Annotated in this window: 17 protein-coding genes; all 17 read right to left on the bottom strand. The window is 72.8% G+C overall.

The genetic code is table 11. From position 1 onward, the window contains the following. Window positions 1-7: 7 nt before the first annotated feature. On the bottom strand, window positions 8-628 hold the full coding sequence (locus FNX44_RS01065; protein ID WP_143645974.1) for a 2-hydroxychromene-2-carboxylate isomerase: 621 nt from the start codon (window positions 626-628) through the stop codon (window positions 8-10). Window positions 629-708: 80 nt separating this feature from the next. Next, the gene (fabG, locus tag FNX44_RS01060; RefSeq protein ID WP_143645973.1) at window positions 709-1467 is read right to left on the bottom strand and encodes a 3-oxoacyl-[acyl-carrier-protein] reductase; all 759 of its coding nucleotides are present in this window, start codon (window positions 1465-1467) and stop codon (window positions 709-711) included. 7 nt (window positions 1468-1474) lie between these two features. After that, on the bottom strand, window positions 1475-2485 hold the full coding sequence (locus tag FNX44_RS28685) for a 3-hydroxyacyl-ACP dehydratase FabZ family protein (protein ID WP_228449504.1): 1011 nt from the start codon (window positions 2483-2485) through the stop codon (window positions 1475-1477). After that, the gene (locus tag FNX44_RS01045; RefSeq protein ID WP_143645972.1) at window positions 2485-2724 is read right to left on the bottom strand and encodes an acyl carrier protein; all 240 of its coding nucleotides are present in this window, start codon (window positions 2722-2724) and stop codon (window positions 2485-2487) included. Before FNX44_RS01045 ends, FNX44_RS28685 begins: the two co-directional genes overlap by 1 nt. Window positions 2725-2795: 71 nt before the next feature. Then, a complete protein-coding gene (locus FNX44_RS01040) occupies window positions 2796-4019 on the bottom strand; it encodes a beta-ketoacyl synthase N-terminal-like domain-containing protein (protein ID WP_143645971.1) in 1224 nt (407 codons plus the stop codon). A 22-nt stretch (window positions 4020-4041) separates the two neighbouring features. After that, window positions 4042-4425 carry a hypothetical protein gene (locus FNX44_RS01035; RefSeq protein ID WP_143645970.1) on the bottom strand — a complete coding sequence of 128 codons (384 nt, stop codon included), beginning with the start codon at window positions 4423-4425 and terminating at the stop codon, window positions 4042-4044. Further along, complete coding sequence (locus FNX44_RS01030) at window positions 4425-4832, bottom strand: hypothetical protein (protein WP_143645969.1); 408 nt, start codon at window positions 4830-4832, stop codon at window positions 4425-4427. The genes FNX44_RS01035 and FNX44_RS01030 overlap by 1 nt, the downstream gene beginning before the upstream one ends. Before the next feature lies 1 nt (window position 4833). Next, window positions 4834-5211, bottom strand: coding sequence for a hypothetical protein (locus tag FNX44_RS01025; RefSeq protein ID WP_143645968.1), 378 nt, complete (start codon window positions 5209-5211; stop codon window positions 4834-4836). Next, window positions 5208-6263, bottom strand: coding sequence for an acyl-CoA thioesterase family protein (locus FNX44_RS01020; RefSeq protein ID WP_143645967.1), 1056 nt, complete (start codon window positions 6261-6263; stop codon window positions 5208-5210). Before FNX44_RS01020 ends, FNX44_RS01025 begins: the two co-directional genes overlap by 4 nt. Next, window positions 6260-7183 carry an alpha/beta fold hydrolase gene (locus FNX44_RS01015; RefSeq protein ID WP_143645966.1) on the bottom strand — a complete coding sequence of 308 codons (924 nt, stop codon included), beginning with the start codon at window positions 7181-7183 and terminating at the stop codon, window positions 6260-6262. Before FNX44_RS01015 ends, FNX44_RS01020 begins: the two co-directional genes overlap by 4 nt. Next, the gene (locus tag FNX44_RS01010; protein ID WP_143645965.1) at window positions 7183-8142 is read right to left on the bottom strand and encodes a beta-ketoacyl synthase N-terminal-like domain-containing protein; all 960 of its coding nucleotides are present in this window, start codon (window positions 8140-8142) and stop codon (window positions 7183-7185) included. The genes FNX44_RS01015 and FNX44_RS01010 overlap by 1 nt, the downstream gene beginning before the upstream one ends. Continuing rightward, entirely contained in the window at window positions 8139-9284 is a 1146-nt protein-coding gene (locus FNX44_RS01005) for a beta-ketoacyl-[acyl-carrier-protein] synthase family protein (RefSeq protein ID WP_143645964.1), read from the bottom strand. Before FNX44_RS01005 ends, FNX44_RS01010 begins: the two co-directional genes overlap by 4 nt. Beyond that, the gene (locus FNX44_RS01000; protein ID WP_143645963.1) at window positions 9281-10567 is read right to left on the bottom strand and encodes a beta-ketoacyl-[acyl-carrier-protein] synthase family protein; all 1287 of its coding nucleotides are present in this window, start codon (window positions 10565-10567) and stop codon (window positions 9281-9283) included. The genes FNX44_RS01005 and FNX44_RS01000 overlap by 4 nt, the downstream gene beginning before the upstream one ends. Before the next feature lie 58 nt (window positions 10568-10625). Continuing rightward, on the bottom strand, window positions 10626-10880 hold the full coding sequence (locus tag FNX44_RS00995; RefSeq protein WP_143645962.1) for an acyl carrier protein: 255 nt from the start codon (window positions 10878-10880) through the stop codon (window positions 10626-10628). Window positions 10881-11108: 228 nt separating this feature from the next. Next, window positions 11109-12029, bottom strand: a complete 921-nt coding sequence (locus FNX44_RS00990; protein ID WP_143645961.1) for an ACP S-malonyltransferase — start codon at window positions 12027-12029, stop codon at window positions 11109-11111. Window positions 12030-12246: 217 nt separating this feature from the next. Next, window positions 12247-13113, bottom strand: coding sequence for a transcriptional regulator (locus FNX44_RS00985; RefSeq protein ID WP_181353602.1), 867 nt, complete (start codon window positions 13111-13113; stop codon window positions 12247-12249). Continuing rightward, entirely contained in the window at window positions 13110-14168 is a 1059-nt protein-coding gene (locus FNX44_RS00980) for a helix-turn-helix transcriptional regulator (protein ID WP_228449503.1), read from the bottom strand. The genes FNX44_RS00985 and FNX44_RS00980 overlap by 4 nt, the downstream gene beginning before the upstream one ends. Window positions 14169-14414 lie beyond the last annotated feature (246 nt).

The raw sequence follows: 14414 nt of genomic DNA, 5'->3' as shown, positions 1-14414 counted from the left end.
GGGCTGGTCAGGCGGGGCGGGAGCGGACGGCGGCCACAAAGCCGGGCAGCCGGTCCACGCCCCAGAACTTCTCGTAGCCGTCGATGAAGAACGGCACCCCGAAGACGCCGTCGCGGTAGAGGGAGTTCAGCGCCTCCATGCCGCGCGCCCGGACGTCCGGATCGTCGCAGGCGCCCGCCAGCCGCTGCCGGTCGAGCCCCAGCCGGTCACCGATCCGGGCCATGACCTCCGGGTCGGAGATGTCCTCGCCCAGCTCCCAGCGCGCCCGGTAGACGTGGTCGACGAACTCCCGCCCGGCGCCCAGTTCCTCGGCGACGAGGTAGGCCAGGTGGGAGACCTCCCAGCGGGGTTCGCGGTCCACCGGCCACACCAGTGACAGGCCGCGCTCGCGGGCCAGTCGGCGGACGTCCTGCAGGATGTACAGGTGCTTCTCCCGCGACATCGGCACGTACGGCAACTCGACGCCGCCCGAGGCGAGTTCGCGGGCGGCCGCCTCGTCCGGCTCCCAGAAGGGCAGCCAGTCGACGCGGTCGGCGACGTCCTTGTGGACGTCCGTGAGGTCCCGGTAGGCCATCCACGAGTAGGGGCTGCGGAACGAGAAGTACCAGCGAGGCCGTCTGCGGGCCATCACCGCCTCCAAATGTCAGTCTGTGCCGTCCCGGACGTGCCCGGCGGGCGCTGTCCTGCCGCCCGCCGGACGCCCGCCCGTCAGATGGTGATTCCGCCGTCGATCTGGAGCACCGCGCCCGTGATGTAGGCGGCGCGGTCGGAGACCAGGAAGGAGACGAGGTCGGCGACCTCGTCCGCCGTCCCCATGCGGCGCAGCGGGATCGACTTCGTGGCCTCCTTGCGGGCCTTGTCGTTCATCTCCGCGACCATGTCGGTGTCGACGAAGCCGGGCGCGACCGTGTTCACCCGGATGCCGGACCGGCCGACCTCCTTCGCCAGCGAGCGGGAGAAGCCGATGATCGCGGCCTTCGACGCCGAGTAGTTCGTCTGGGTGGCGTGCCCGTACACACCGGCCACCGAGGAGATGTTGACGATCACCCCGGAGCGACGCTTCATCATCTCGAACACCACGGCGCGGCACAGGTGGTAGACGCCGTCCAGGTTGGTGTCGAGCACCTGGTGCCACTGCTCGTCCTCCATCAGGACCAGCGGGTTGTCCCTGGTGATGCCGGCGGCGGTGACCGCCGCGTCCACCGGGCCCAGCTCGGCCTCCACCTCGGCGACGAAGCCACGTACCGCGCCACCGTCGGCGACGTCGACCCGCCGGGCGAGCACCCGGCCGCCGTGGGCGCCGGCCTCCTTCACCAGCAGCTCGGCGGCCTCGCTGTTCGCGCGGTAGCAGAACGCGACGTCGAAGCCGTCCCTGGCGAGGGCCAGGACGGTCGCCCGTCCGATGCCGCGCGAACCGCCGGTGACGATCGCCACCCGCCTGTTGTCCTCTTCCTTGAGCGCTTCCATGACCTCGTCAGCTCGTCTCGGGTCGCAGTACACGGGCGGGTCGGAACGCCATGGTGATCCGACCGACGGTCATCACCGTCCGGCCGTCCACCAGCGACTCGCCCTCGAACATCACGGTCTCGCCGACCCGGCGCTCCTGCCGCACCCGGTGCTCGAGCACCTGGCCGGGCAGCACCGGGTGGTGGAACTCGACGCCGCTCATCCCGCCGAAGAGCATCACGTCCCCCTCCAGCACGTCGGGGTTGGGCGACTCCCAGGTGGCCAGCACACCGGCGGACTGGCACCAGGACTCCACCAGCAGCGTGCCGGGGTAGCCGAACGCGGCGGCGGCCGACGCCGTGTCCCCGTGGCCGGTCGGACCGGCGGCGTACCAGGGCTCGTTGCAGCTGACCGCCTTGTTGGCGACCAGGGAGCGTTCCGGCTCCACGGACAGCACCCGGTCGACCAGCAGCATCGGGAAGCGGTGCGGCAGCCGACCGCGGATCTCCGCCTGGTCCGCCACGACCGCCGACGGCGGGTCCGTCGGCTGCTCGGTCGGCGCGGAGGCGGGCGCCGGATCGGGCGCCGGGTCCGGATCGGCGGCCGGTGCCGCGAAGCGGAGGCGGACGGAGGCGGCGTCGCCGCGCTGCGAGCGCACCTTGGCCCGGCAGCGCCATCCGGACTCGTCGCGCTTCCAGTCGAGCACCGCCGTCAGCGAGTCGCCGGGGAAGACCGGTCCGGTGAAGCGGGTTGACTCGATCTGCCGCAACTCCAGCCGGCCGTCGGCCGGGGCGTCCGCCGCGGGCAGTGAGCCGGCCGTGGCCAGCGCGCCAAGGTGGACGACCTCCACCAGACACACACCGGGGAAGATCGGGAAGCCCGGATAGTGGCCGGGCAACACCGTCTCCTCTGGTGCGACGGTGAAGGCCACGCGCATGGTGAGGGAGCCGTCGCCCGGCTCCGCCGGCAGCACCCGGACCGGGCCGTCGACCGGGCTCACCGCCCGCCCGACGACGTCGGTCACCGTCGGGGCGGTCATCAGGCCGCCTGCATCTTTCCGGCCAGCAGGTCGTACGCGCTCTGGAGGTCGACGATCCGCTTCAGCTCGGACTCCGGCAGCTTGATGCCGTACTTCTTCTCCAGGACGACAACAACCTCAAGGGCCATGAGGGAGTCGACCTCGAGGTCGTCGACGAACTTGGCGTCGTCCGTCACGTCGGCCGTGTCGACGTCCAGCACACCGGCGACTATCTCGCGCAGCTCTTCCTTGTCCAGCATCGTGGTACCTCTCTGTTGCGGTGTCGTGGTCGGGATCGGGTGGGGCCGGGTGTTCGGCGGATGAGCGGGGCTCAGCGGAGCCGGAGCAGGGCGCAGCCCACGCCGCCGCTGCGGTCGACGCTGGTCACCAGGCCGACGCGTGCGGCCTCGGACGGGTTGGTCTCGGGCGGGTTGGCCTCGGGCGGGTTGGCCTCGGGCGGGTTGTCCTCCGCCCAGGCCAGCAGTCCGGCGACCTGGAGGCCGGCGGAGGCGGCACCGGTGTCGCCGACCAGCTCGGTCAGCTCGAGGTCCGTCGCGTGGACGCCGTCGAGCAGCGCGGCGACGGCGGCGGACTCCCCGGCGCCCTCCGCGCCCGGCGCCTCGCAGCGGGCCACCACCGCGACCTGGTCGGCGGCGACGCCCGCCCGGCGGAACGCCCGCTCCAGGCAGGCCGTCAGCGCGGTCCGTACGTCGTCGCCGATCACCACGCCCAACTCCACGGCCAGCACCTCGGCGAGCACCGGTTGTCCGGCCGCGGCGCCGGGCGCGGCCGACGGCTCGACGAGCAGCATCGCGCAGCCCTCGCCGAGCGGTGCGCCGCCGGCGGCGGCCCCGGCCCCCGAGTGGTGCTCAAGCCACGCCCGGGCCGTCGAGTACTCCTCGGCGGCACCGCAGAGCACTGTCTGCGCACGACCGGCGGCCAGCAGCCGACGTGAGTAGTTCAGCGCGTGCAGGCCGGCCGTACGCCCCCCGGCGATCGTGGTGTTGGGGCCCTTGAGCTGGTACCAGATGGCGCTCTGGCCCGCGGCGCAGTTCATCACCGTGTTCGGGAAGCGCGCCGGATCGACGAAGAACGGCTGCTCGCCGGTGAGCGAGTCCCGGGTGAAGTCCATCATGCTCTGCGCGCTGCCGGTGGTCGTGCCGAGCGCGAGGGCGGCGCCCTCGCCCGTGCCGACGGCCCGGTTGCGCTCGGTGTCGTCCAGCAGGGCGCCGACGGTGGTGACGGCGAGGCCGGTCACCCTGTCCATCGAGCGGGTGCCCTTGCGGCCCAGGGCCGCGCGCACGTCGAACGACGGGACGGTGCATGCCCTGCCGTCCGGTCCGGCCGGGCTCTCCGGGCTCTCCGGGCTCTCCGGGCTCTCCGGGCCGACCGGCTCGGGGCGGTCGGCCGTGCGGCGGCGTTCCCGCAGCCCGGCGCGGAAGGCGTCACGACCGATGCCGAACGGCGACACGGCGGACCAGGCGGTGATGACCGGGTGGCCGGTGGCCCCCCGGGTGTCGGCGGCCGGGGCCGGGGCCGTTGTGGTGGTGCTCATGGGCGCCACGATTCCCTTCCGTTCACAGGTAGAAGACCATTCGGTACTCGGGCCAGCGGGCGGCCGTCTCGCCGTCGGCGACCGTCCGTACGCCGTCCAGCAGCGGGGCCTCCTGGAGGCCGTGGGCGGCGAGGGCGTCGCGCTCGGCCCAGACGCCCACGCCCGCCGCGATCAGCGCCCGCAGATCCCGCCGGGGGTCGCTGAGCGTGTCGAGCGTCCGGCTGCCCATCCGGAGTGCGGGGACGGGCGGCGCCTCGATGCCGTAGGTGACGGCCCTGCCGCGCAGCAGGATGTCCAGCCCGCCGAGCTGTCGGTGCAGTTCGGTGGCGAGGTAGAGCGAGTCGAAGAACTGCTTCTCCAGCGCTCCGCGGTAGGCCTTCTCGACGAGGGCCAGGGCACGTGCCATCAGAGGACCCCCACCATCAGCGTGCGGTCGGCGGCGGCGAAGTTCGCCGCGTAGCCGGCCGGCGGGCGCAGCACCACGGACGGCAGGTGGTCGTCCGCGCCGCGGTCGTCGCTGCAGAAGCGGCAGCCGTACCAGCGAAGCCGCTCGGGGAACGTGTCGAGCAGGTCCTGGACCAACCCCGTGGTGGACGGGTAGGCGGTGTTCCAGTCCGCCAGGTTGCGCGGCTTCTCGGTGCCGAGCGAGCGCTGGGTGAGCAGCGTGGCGTAGCCGCACGTCCACACCGCCACCGAGTTGCCGCGCTCCAGCAGCGCCTGGACCAGCCGCAGCGCGCTTGTCGTACGGTCCGACTCGTGCGGTGCGCCCATGAGGGTCACCAGCACGTCGCTGTGCGGGATCTTCCTCGCCATCTCAGTGCCACACCACCTGTATGTCGGGCCGCACGACAAGCTCGGCCAGCTCGTCCATGTCGGCGACGCGCGCCCCGGGGGCGAGCGGTATCCCGGCCAGTCCGCGCTGCTCCAGGGAGAAGCGGTCGACGAGCAGCCGACCGCCGGCCTGCCGGAGTTCGTCGAGCGCGGCGTCCGATCCGGGGCGGGCCAGCACGCAGGCGTCCTCGATCAGGTACATCAGCACCGCGCGGCCGGCCCTGGCCTGCGCCACCGCGTCGCGGCGCAGACCGGCGTCCACCGGGGCGCACCAGCCCTGGCTCTCGATCAGCACGACCTGCGGCGGCCGGTCGTCCGCCGTGCCGGCGACGCCGCTGTCCGCTCCCGGGGCGGCGTTCACCAGTGCCTCGGTGCCGCGCCCTTGATGCCGTCGCCGTTGACGGCGTCCAGCACGCGCTGGTCGAAGTTCTCCAGGCTCCAGTCGCGGCGGTTCCTGATGACCGCGTAGCCGTGCACGATGGTGCCGGTGGCGGTGCGCAGCAGCTCGCCGTCGCGGATGACGTAGAAGTTCATCCGGGAGGTGTAGGTGAAGTCCTTGAAGACCTCCTCGACCTCGTAGGTGATGTAGAGGTCCTCCTCCATCATCGCCTCGTCGAGGATGGTGATCTCCGAGCGCGGCACGACCGGGATCCAACGGCGGTCGTCGAGCAGCGTCTTGATGGAGATGCCGCGGTCGGCGACGAAGCGGTCCTTGCCCTCCTCCATCAACCGCAGGTAGCCGGACATCTGGAGGCGCTCGGTGAAGTGGCAGTAGGGGTAGGGGATGTGCCACGTCCAGCCGTAGGCGTTCTTGCCCTCCAGCAGCTGGTCGAGGATGCCGTCCTCGGTGTCGAACGGCAGGCGGGGCTCGGCCTCCCGCTGCTCGCCGAGGCGGGCGACCGCGAAGCGCGCGAGCTCGGCCGGCACCTCGCCGGCGGAGTCGAGGTAGGTGTCGATCCGCAGGGAGACGCGGACCTTGGCGGTGACGGCCTTGTGGACCACGCCGTCCCGCTCGACGTTGATCGTGACCCGGAGGGCGACGGTGTTGTCGTCTCCCTTCCCGCCCTTGCCCGCCTTGCCGGCCTTGGCGGCCTTGGCGGCCTTGGCGGCCTTGGTGTCCGGTGCGACGACGGCCTCGGCGAGGTCGTCCATGTGGAAGGCGTGCAGGATGCGGGTGTCCAGGGCGACGATGTCCAGGCCCAGGCCGTGCTCCTCGTAGAGGGCGCGGGCCGGCATGCCGACCTGGCGGAAGTGGTCGAGCACGGCTTCCTCGACCATGTAGTTGACGTGCTTGAAGCCGATCCAGGTGCAGATGTTGGAGCCCTCGTAGCGGGGCCTGACCCGGACGGTGGTCTGCTCGTTGAGGAGCGCCTTGACGGCGGCCTCGGTGACGACGGTGCTTGCTGCGGTCATCGACGATGCTCCAGTGCGGTGACGGGGACGGGGGCGCGATGTGCGGTGCCCGTGCCGGATGGTTCGGTGGATCCGGTGGTGCCGGCTGGTCGGTGGGCCCGGGGCTGGTCGGCCGGGCCGGTCGGGTCCGGGCTGCCCAGGGAGCCGACGAAGGCGGTGACGCGGGCGGCGAAGCGGTCCGCCGCCTCGATCATCGGGAAGTGTCCGCTGTCGGCGAGGACGTGGACGTCGGCGTCCGGCAGGGCGGCTGCCAGCGTCCGGGCCTCGCCGGGCGGCGCCGCGAAGTCGTGTTCACCGCCCAGTACCAGCGCCCGGGTGGTGATCGCGGACGTCCGCAGCAGCGGTGTGCGCAAGTAGAGTTCGAAGAACCTGAGCCATCCGTGGGGGCCGACGCGGTCCCGCACGCGCTCGGCCATGGCTGCCTGGAGGTCGGCGGGGAGTCGGCCGCCGGAGTGGACCCGCAGCCCTTCTTCCATGATCAGGTGGAAGTCGTTCAGGTAGTAGCTGATCGTCTGCCAGTCGAACTCCTCGGCCGACCGCCGGTAGAACGGCGACACCAGGACCAGGGCCCGTAGGCCGAGGCGGGTCAGGAGGTCGCCGTCCGCCCGGCCGTCGCGGTCGAGCAGATCGAGCAGCACGTTCGCCGACATGGAGTGCGCGACGACGACGTCCACCGCGCCGGGGACCGCCTCCAGCGCCTCCCGCAGCCGCTCGGTGAGATCGACGTCCACGCCCCAGTCGGTGACGCCCTCGGCGCTCCACGGCAGGCTCGCGGACCAGATCTCGTGGCTCGCGGGCAGCGAGGCCAGGCAGGCGTCCCACACGCTCTCGTTCTCGGCGAGGCCGTGCAGCAGCATCATCCGGGGCGCGCCCGGGGCGGCGGCGCGGCGCAGGCTGATCGTCGACTCCGGTGCGGACATCAGGTGTTCTCCGGCTCCCGCAGCGTCAGGCCGGCGCAGGCGTCGTCGGCGTCAGTGCCGCAGACGGCCCAGACGGGACCGCTGCCGCCGTCCTCGTACCAGCCGATCGCGGCGGCGATCTGGAGGACCCCCAGTGCGCCGGACGCCCGGCCGAGGTGGGGCGGCAGCACGGCGCGGGCCGCGCCCGGCAGCAGCTCGGCGGACGGTGCGGCGGCTCCCTCCGGCAGCTGCCAGCGGACCGGGGCGGGGGCGCCGCCGGCGGCCAGCCGCTCGATCAGCGGCTCCAGCCCGGCGGTGCGCACGTAGGCACCGAGGCGGGCACGGACACGGACGCCGCGCGCTCGGGCGGCGTCGGCACTCTCCAGCAGCAGCGCGGCGCCGCCGTCGACGGCACGGCTGACGCCGTCGGGCTCCAGCAGCCGCCGGACGACGTTGTTGTCCGGCTCGACGCCGATCACCAGTACCCGGGGCACCCGACCGGCGGATATCAGCGTGAGTGCCCAGTGCACCGCGTCCAGCCCGGACGTGGCGCCGTTGCACACCATCAGGTTGGGGCCGCGCAGGCCGTACCGGATGGCGGCGGAGGAGGCGACGACGTTGCTCGACGCGTTCGGCAGGTCCATCGGGCTGGTGGCGCTGACCGTGCCCTCGCGCAGGGTGTCCAGGGCGCGGGCGACCGTGTCGAGGTTGCCGTAGTTGGAGCTGACGACCACGCCGACGGCGTCGCCGTCGACGGCGGTGTCCTCCTCGTCCAGCAGCTCCGCGTCGCGCAGCGCGGCGGCCGTGAGGCAGTAGCCGAGCTGGGTGGCGCGGTCCTTGTAGCGCAGCCCCTTTCGGCCCACCAGCGCGGCCGGTTCGACGGGCTCCGCGCCCTCGGGCGGGCCGGCGGACAGGGCCTTGGCGGAGTCGGCTCCCGGCACGAGTACGGCCAGGCCGCTCACCACGACGTCGACGCTCATGCCGCCGCCTCCACTATCGCGACGGCGTTGATGCCGCCGAAACCGAACGCGTTCAACTGGGCGGTGGTCATCCGTGCTTCGGCCGCCTCGCCTGTGACCAGGCGGAAGTCCGCCGCCTCGTCGACCGGGTTGTCCAGGCCGACCGTCGGCGGCACCCGGCCGTCTGCCAGCGAGGTGACGCCCATGGTGAGCCCGACCATCCCGGAGGCTCCCGAGGTGTGACCCGTCATCGACTTGACGGCCGTCATCAGCGGGCCGCCGACGTTGTCGCCGAGGGCGTCGGCCATGGCGACAGCCTCCGCCTCGTCGTTGAGCAGCGTGCCCGTGCCGTGCAGCATGACCAGGTCGATGTCACCCGGCTTGACGCCGGCGAGGTCGTACGCCTGCCGCATCGCCTTGGCTATGCCCTCCGGGGAGGGCGCGGTGACGTGGTAGGCGTCGCAGTTCACCGCGACGCCGCGCAGCGTCGCGTGCACCCGGCGGTCGCCCGCCTCTCGGTGCAGCACGATGGCGGCGGCGCCGTCGCCCATCAGTACGCCGGTGCGGTCCCGGTCGAACGGGCGGACCCGGTCGGGCGGCGTCGGATGGACCCGCTCCAGCAGGCCGTACATGCTCTCCGTGAGCACGTCGACGCCGGCGACCACGACGGCCTCGGGGGCGCCCGGCCCCTCCTGGGCCAGCAGGTCGCAGCCGAGCGCGAGGGCGTAGAGCGAGGCGGAGCAGGCGTTGGAGAAGGTGTGCGTCACGTCGGCGTTGAACCGCTCCCGCAGCGCCGTGCCGAAGTGCAGCCCGGCGTCGCGGAACTCGCCGCCTTCCCGCCACCACAGCTCCATGGAGCGCAGCTCGCGCAGACCGGTGCCGATGAGGACGGGGACGCCGCTCAGGTCCTCGCCGAGACCGGCGTCGGCGGTGGCCTGGCCTATCGCGTCGACGAGCAGCGCGGTGGCGCGGGCGGGTACGTCGACTCCCTCGGCGGGGCGGTCGTCCACCTCGTAGGCGTGCTGGGCGCGGAACCTGCTGCGGTCGAAGCCGCGCAGCTCCGCCCGGCCGGTACGGCCCTCACACAGGGCGTCGAACAGCGGCCGCACGCCTCGCCCGACGCTGGTGACCACGCCCATCCCGGTGATGGGACGGCTTGTCATGCTTCCTCCTCGGGGGCGCCCTCGGGCTCGTAGAGCCCCAGCAGCACGGCGGCGTTGTTCCCACCGAAGGCGAGGCCGTTGTTCTGGACGACCCGCAAGTCGGCCTCGACGGCCTCGTTCGGGACGCAGTCGACGTCGCACTCCGGGTCGGTGGTCTGGTGGTTGATCGTCGGCGGGATGAACCGGTTGTCGATGGCGAGGGCGCAGCCGATCGCGGCCAGCGCGCTGGCCGCGCCCATGCTGTGGCCGAGCATCGACTTCATCGAGACCGTGCGCGGCGGGCGGTCCCCGAAGACCTGCCGGATCGCCCCGGCCTCGGTGATGTCGTTGGCCCTGGTGCCCGTGCCGTGCGCGGAGATCAGGTCGACCTGCTCGCGGGAGACGCCGGCGTTGTCCAACGCGAGCTCCATGCAGCGGGCGACGCTGGCCTGGTTGGGCGCCACCTGGTGGTGGGCGTCGCAGTTGAGGCCGTAACCCAGCACCTCGGCGTAGATGTGCGCGCCGCGCTCCAGCGCCGACTCCAGCCGCTCCAGGACCAGCACGCCGGCGCCCTCGCCGGTCAGGATGCCCTTGCGGTCCACGTCGAAGGGCTGGCAGCGGTCCGGGGCGATCGTGCCGAGGCGGTAGAAGCCGGTGAACGTCTTGCGGCACATCGCGTCGGCGCCGCCGCAGAACGCGTACTCCGCCTCGCCGGAGCGGACGGCGTCGAAGCCGTAGCCGATGGCGTAGTTGCCGGCGGCGCAGGCGGTCGGGACGGTGACGGCCTCGACGTCGGCGAGCTCCAGCTCCTGGGCCACGGCGACCGACAGTCGGGCCGCCGGCACCCTCCTGGCCGCGAGCGGGTCGAACCGCTCGGGGCCTTCGGCGAGTTCGGTGGCGACGAGCTGATCGAGGTCGTAGGACTCGCCGTCCGTGGTGCCCACCGAAATCAGACCTCGGCGGTCGCGCAGGGCGGTCGCGTCGAGCCCGGCATCGGCGAGCGCCATCCGGGCGGCCGCCACCGAGAACTGCGTGGCGCGGCCGAGCTGTTCGGGATCAAGCGTGCGTATCCACTCGTGCGGCTCGAAGTCCGAGATCTCGCAGCCGTTCGCGTGGGCGAAACCCTCGGTGTCGAACACCGAGATGGGCCTGGCCCCGCTGCGGCCCTCACGCAGCCCCTGAAGGAACTCCTTCACACCCAGACCGATGCTGGAGACCACTCCGAGCCCGGTGAGGACCACCCGGTGCCGACCGGTCCGCTCAGGACCGCCCACCGTTGAACCAGCGCCGTGCGCTGCCGACATGCCAACCCTCCCTGTCCACCGTCCCGACCGGTCGGCCGCCCGCGGGCGGCCCGGACCGTCACCAGCCGGCCGACTCCGACACGACCTCGTACACGCCCTTGAGGTTCACCATGCGCGGCAGCTCGGACTGGTTGATGACGCAGCCGAACTCCTTCTCGAGGGCCGCGAGAATCTCGATCGCGCGGAGCGAGTCGGCGCTGTGGTCCTCCTTGAAGAGGCTGGTCTCGGTGACCTCGTCCTCCTCGATCTCGAGAATGTCGCAGACAATCTCCTTGATGACCTCAAGACGCTCTTCGCGGGTTTCGGCAGCCATCGCCTTACCTTTCACAGATTGCCTCAGCGGCAATTCCCGGTAGTTCCGAGAAATTTGTAAGCGATGGCCGGAAGCGCCAGCAAGGCGTCCGTCAGCAAGCTGCCACTCTCTTTCCGAGACGGCGGGAGCACGGAATTCCCGGCGTTGTCGTGGACTCGCCGCGTCAGATCCGGGACATCTTCGCCGCGCCCGGGAACCGGGCGGAAACAGCCGTGGTGAGGCGGTGGTTCAGGGACGGGCAGCGGGCGCGTCGTAGCTGTCGACGGGGACGTCCGGGGTGATCCGGCGGACGAGGCCGGCCAGGGTCCGGCCCGGGCCCAGCTCGACGAGCCGCCGACAGCCCAGCCGCCCGGTGAGCGTGTGCACGCTCTCCTCCCACCGCACCGGCGAGACCAGCTGGCGCGTGACCAGTTCCGGCCAGTCGCCGGAGCCGTCGTACGGCCGTCCGTCGACGTTGGCCACCACCGGCATCCGGCCGGGCCCGAACGAGGCGCGCACCACGGCGGCGCGCAGTTCCTCGGCGGCCGGCGCCATGAACGGGGAGTGGAACGCGCCGCCCACCGGTACCCGGATCAGCTTCGCGCCGAGGTCCGGCGCCCGGCGCTCGGCGAAGCCGACGGCCTCCTCACCACCGGAGACCACCACCTGACCGGGCCCGTTGATGTTGGCCACCCACAGCCCGTGCCCTTCGGCCGCCGCCTCGGCGACCAGCTTCTCCGCCTCCGGCAGCCCGGCCCTGACCAGCACGCCCATCGTGCCGGGCCGGTCCTCGGCGGCCTGTCGCATGGCCCGCCCCCTGGCGGTCACCAGCGCGACGCCGTCCCGCAGGTCCAGCACGCCGGCGGCGGTCAGCGCGGTGTACTCGCCGAGGCTGTGCCCGGCGCAGGCGACCGCGCCCGTCAGCAGACCGGCGTCCGCCGCCTCGCGCCAGGCCATCAGTGAGACCGTGTAGACGGCCAGTTGGGCGAGATCGGTGCGGCGCAGCCGCTCACCCGGGGTGCGGAGCAACAGCTCCTCGACGTCCACCGAGGAGTGCTCGGAGACCTGGTCGACGAGGGGCCAGGCGGGGCTCTCCCGCCAGGGCTCTCCCATGGACTCACGCTGGGTCCCCTGCCCCGGGAACACCAGACCGATCGGCGCCGCGCTCATCTCTCCCGCACCTTCCCCCTGGTAGCCGCGCTCGGAAGCGGGGGCCGGCCCGGTGGGCCCGCCCCCGGCCCTGTCTAGCCGCCGGCGACCCGGGCGGGCAAGCAAGCTTCAGGAAGCTGCCAACTCCGCTCGCCCGGCGCCTTTTTCGGCGGCAGGTAAGGCTCCAGGGCAGATCCGGGCAGACCCGGGGAGGTGCGGAACGGTGGCCGGCGACCCGTCAGGCTCCAGGAGCTCCGGGGGCGGCGGGTGCCTCGGCGCCGACCGGGCGGCGGCCCGCGGCGGACGCGGCGGGTAACAGGCCGAGCTCGGCGGCGCGCACTCCCGCCTGGAAGCGGGAGCTGGCACCCAGCAGCGTCATGATCTCCGCGACGTGCCGCCGGTACGTCCGGACGGAGACCGACAGTTCACGGGCCGCGACCTCGTCGGTGACGCCGGCCTGCAGGCACTCCAGGATGCGGCGGGAGGTCCTGGCCCGGTTCCGGTCGCCGAAGTCGACGCGGTCCTCGACCGCCACCGCGTGCCGCCACAGCCCCTCGAAGAGCGTGCCGAGCGTGCTGATGACCGTCTCCGCCCTGATCACCGACACCTGCCGGCCGACGGCGGAGGGCGCGGTGACCATGGCGACCTCGTCGTCGACGAGCATCGCCTGGAGCATCGACACCCGCGCCACCCTGACCTCGGTGGCCGGGTGGGCCAGCAGGGAGCGGTGGATCAGGCCCATGTCGAGCACGGCCTTGGTGCAGAGCAGCCGCACCCGGACGGCGGGCTTCTCGGCGACCAGCAGCGCGCCCGCAGCCCGCACCACATCGACGTACTCGGCGTCGGCGAGTACGACGTCTATCGTCCGGCGGGCGGCGCCCACCAGGCGCAGCGAGGCGTCCATGACGTCCTCCCGCGCCGCGCCGACGGCCGTGATGAGGGAGTCCTGGACCTTGCGATGGCGGTGCTTGGCGACGGTCGCCTCGATCAGCTGCCGTGCGGCGAGCAGCGCCGCCTCGACGTCGTCGCCGAACTCCTGCGGCTGCGGATGCGCGCTGGGCAGCTCGCCGTCCGCCGCCGGACCCGACCCGATGGCCTCGTTCACGCTCTCCCCACTCCGCTCAGCCCGGCACCGGCCACCGTCCCCCGGCGGGGGAGCAGCCCGAGCTCGACCGCGCGCACTCCGGCCTGGAACCGGGAGCTGACGCCCAGTTCCTTCATCACGGCGGCGACGTAGCGCCGGTACGTGCGCAACGAGACCTGGAGCTCTCGGGCGGCGACGTCGTCCGTGTGGCCCTCGCGCAGCCGCTCCAGCACCCGCTGGGCGGAAGGGGTGCGCAACAGCCGTTCGCTCAGCCGAAGATGCTCGGCGAGCGGGCGGGCGTTGGCCCAGGATCCGGCGAAGAGCAGGTCGAGCGCCCGCACCGACGCCGTGTCCTTGATGATCGCCGCGCTGTCGGAGTGCTCGGGGCCGGACTGGATGAGCGCCACCCGGCCGTCGACGATCAGCGCCTCGCGCAACTCGCTGTCCACCACCCGGATCTCGCAGCGGGCGGCCCGCAGCGCGGCGGCGCTGGGCACGCCGGCGCTCAGCGCGCGCGGTGTGCACAGCAGGCGCACCACCACGCCGCCGGCCTCCGGCGTGCGGGCCCGCCGCGACGCCTGGACGACAACCCGGTCGGCGCCGCGGGAGGAGCCCGCCGCGAGCGGGCCGGCGGTCCTCCCGGTCGGCTCGGGGCGGCGGCCGGTGAGGGCGGCGAACACCGTCTGCGACTGCTCGCCGTCGCCGGGCAGCGAGGCGGAGATCGAGTGCCGGGCGCGGCCGAGGAGTCTGGCCACGGTGGCGCCGGCCTCCGCGTCGTCGGCCCGTATCACCAGGGCGTCCCGCGCCGGGCGGTCCCGGTGCAGGGACATCGTCGAGTCGATCAGCTCGCGGGCCTGGAGAAGGGCGCGCTCCATCCGGTCGGCGGACGCCGCCCCCTCGTCGGGGACGTCGGGGACGTCCGTTGGGGTTTCCGGGACGTCGGCCGCCAGGTCGGACGGTGTCCGGTCCGGCCATCCCACCTGGGCCGTCGCGGCCGACTCGACCACGCCCGCCCGGGTACGGGCGTGGCGCCCGCCTCCTCCCGGGTCGCGCGGCGGCCACACGGAAGCACTCATTGCGTTGATCACAATTCCCCCTGAGCCCTACATGTGAAACGAGAATCCAGAGTGCCGGTGTCGGAATACCGCTCGTGCGTGGGAAGCTGCCACCTTCTCCGATAATTGAGCGATCAACATTTCGACGTGACACCCGGGAAACGATGTGGAAGACCGGCCGTGTCGCGGTGAACCACGACCGGAGCCACGTATGCCCCCGCACGGCAACTCGCTGCGTCGCGAGGCGGTGACGCCGACATTAGTTCG

Origin of the sequence: Streptomyces alkaliterrae, assembly GCF_007097205.2 — a bacterium.
Classification (GTDB): Bacteria; Actinomycetota; Actinomycetes; order Streptomycetales; family Streptomycetaceae; genus Streptomyces; species Streptomyces alkaliterrae.
Note: the sequence above shows the minus strand (reverse complement) of the source record. Positions and strands in the feature narration are given on the sequence as shown.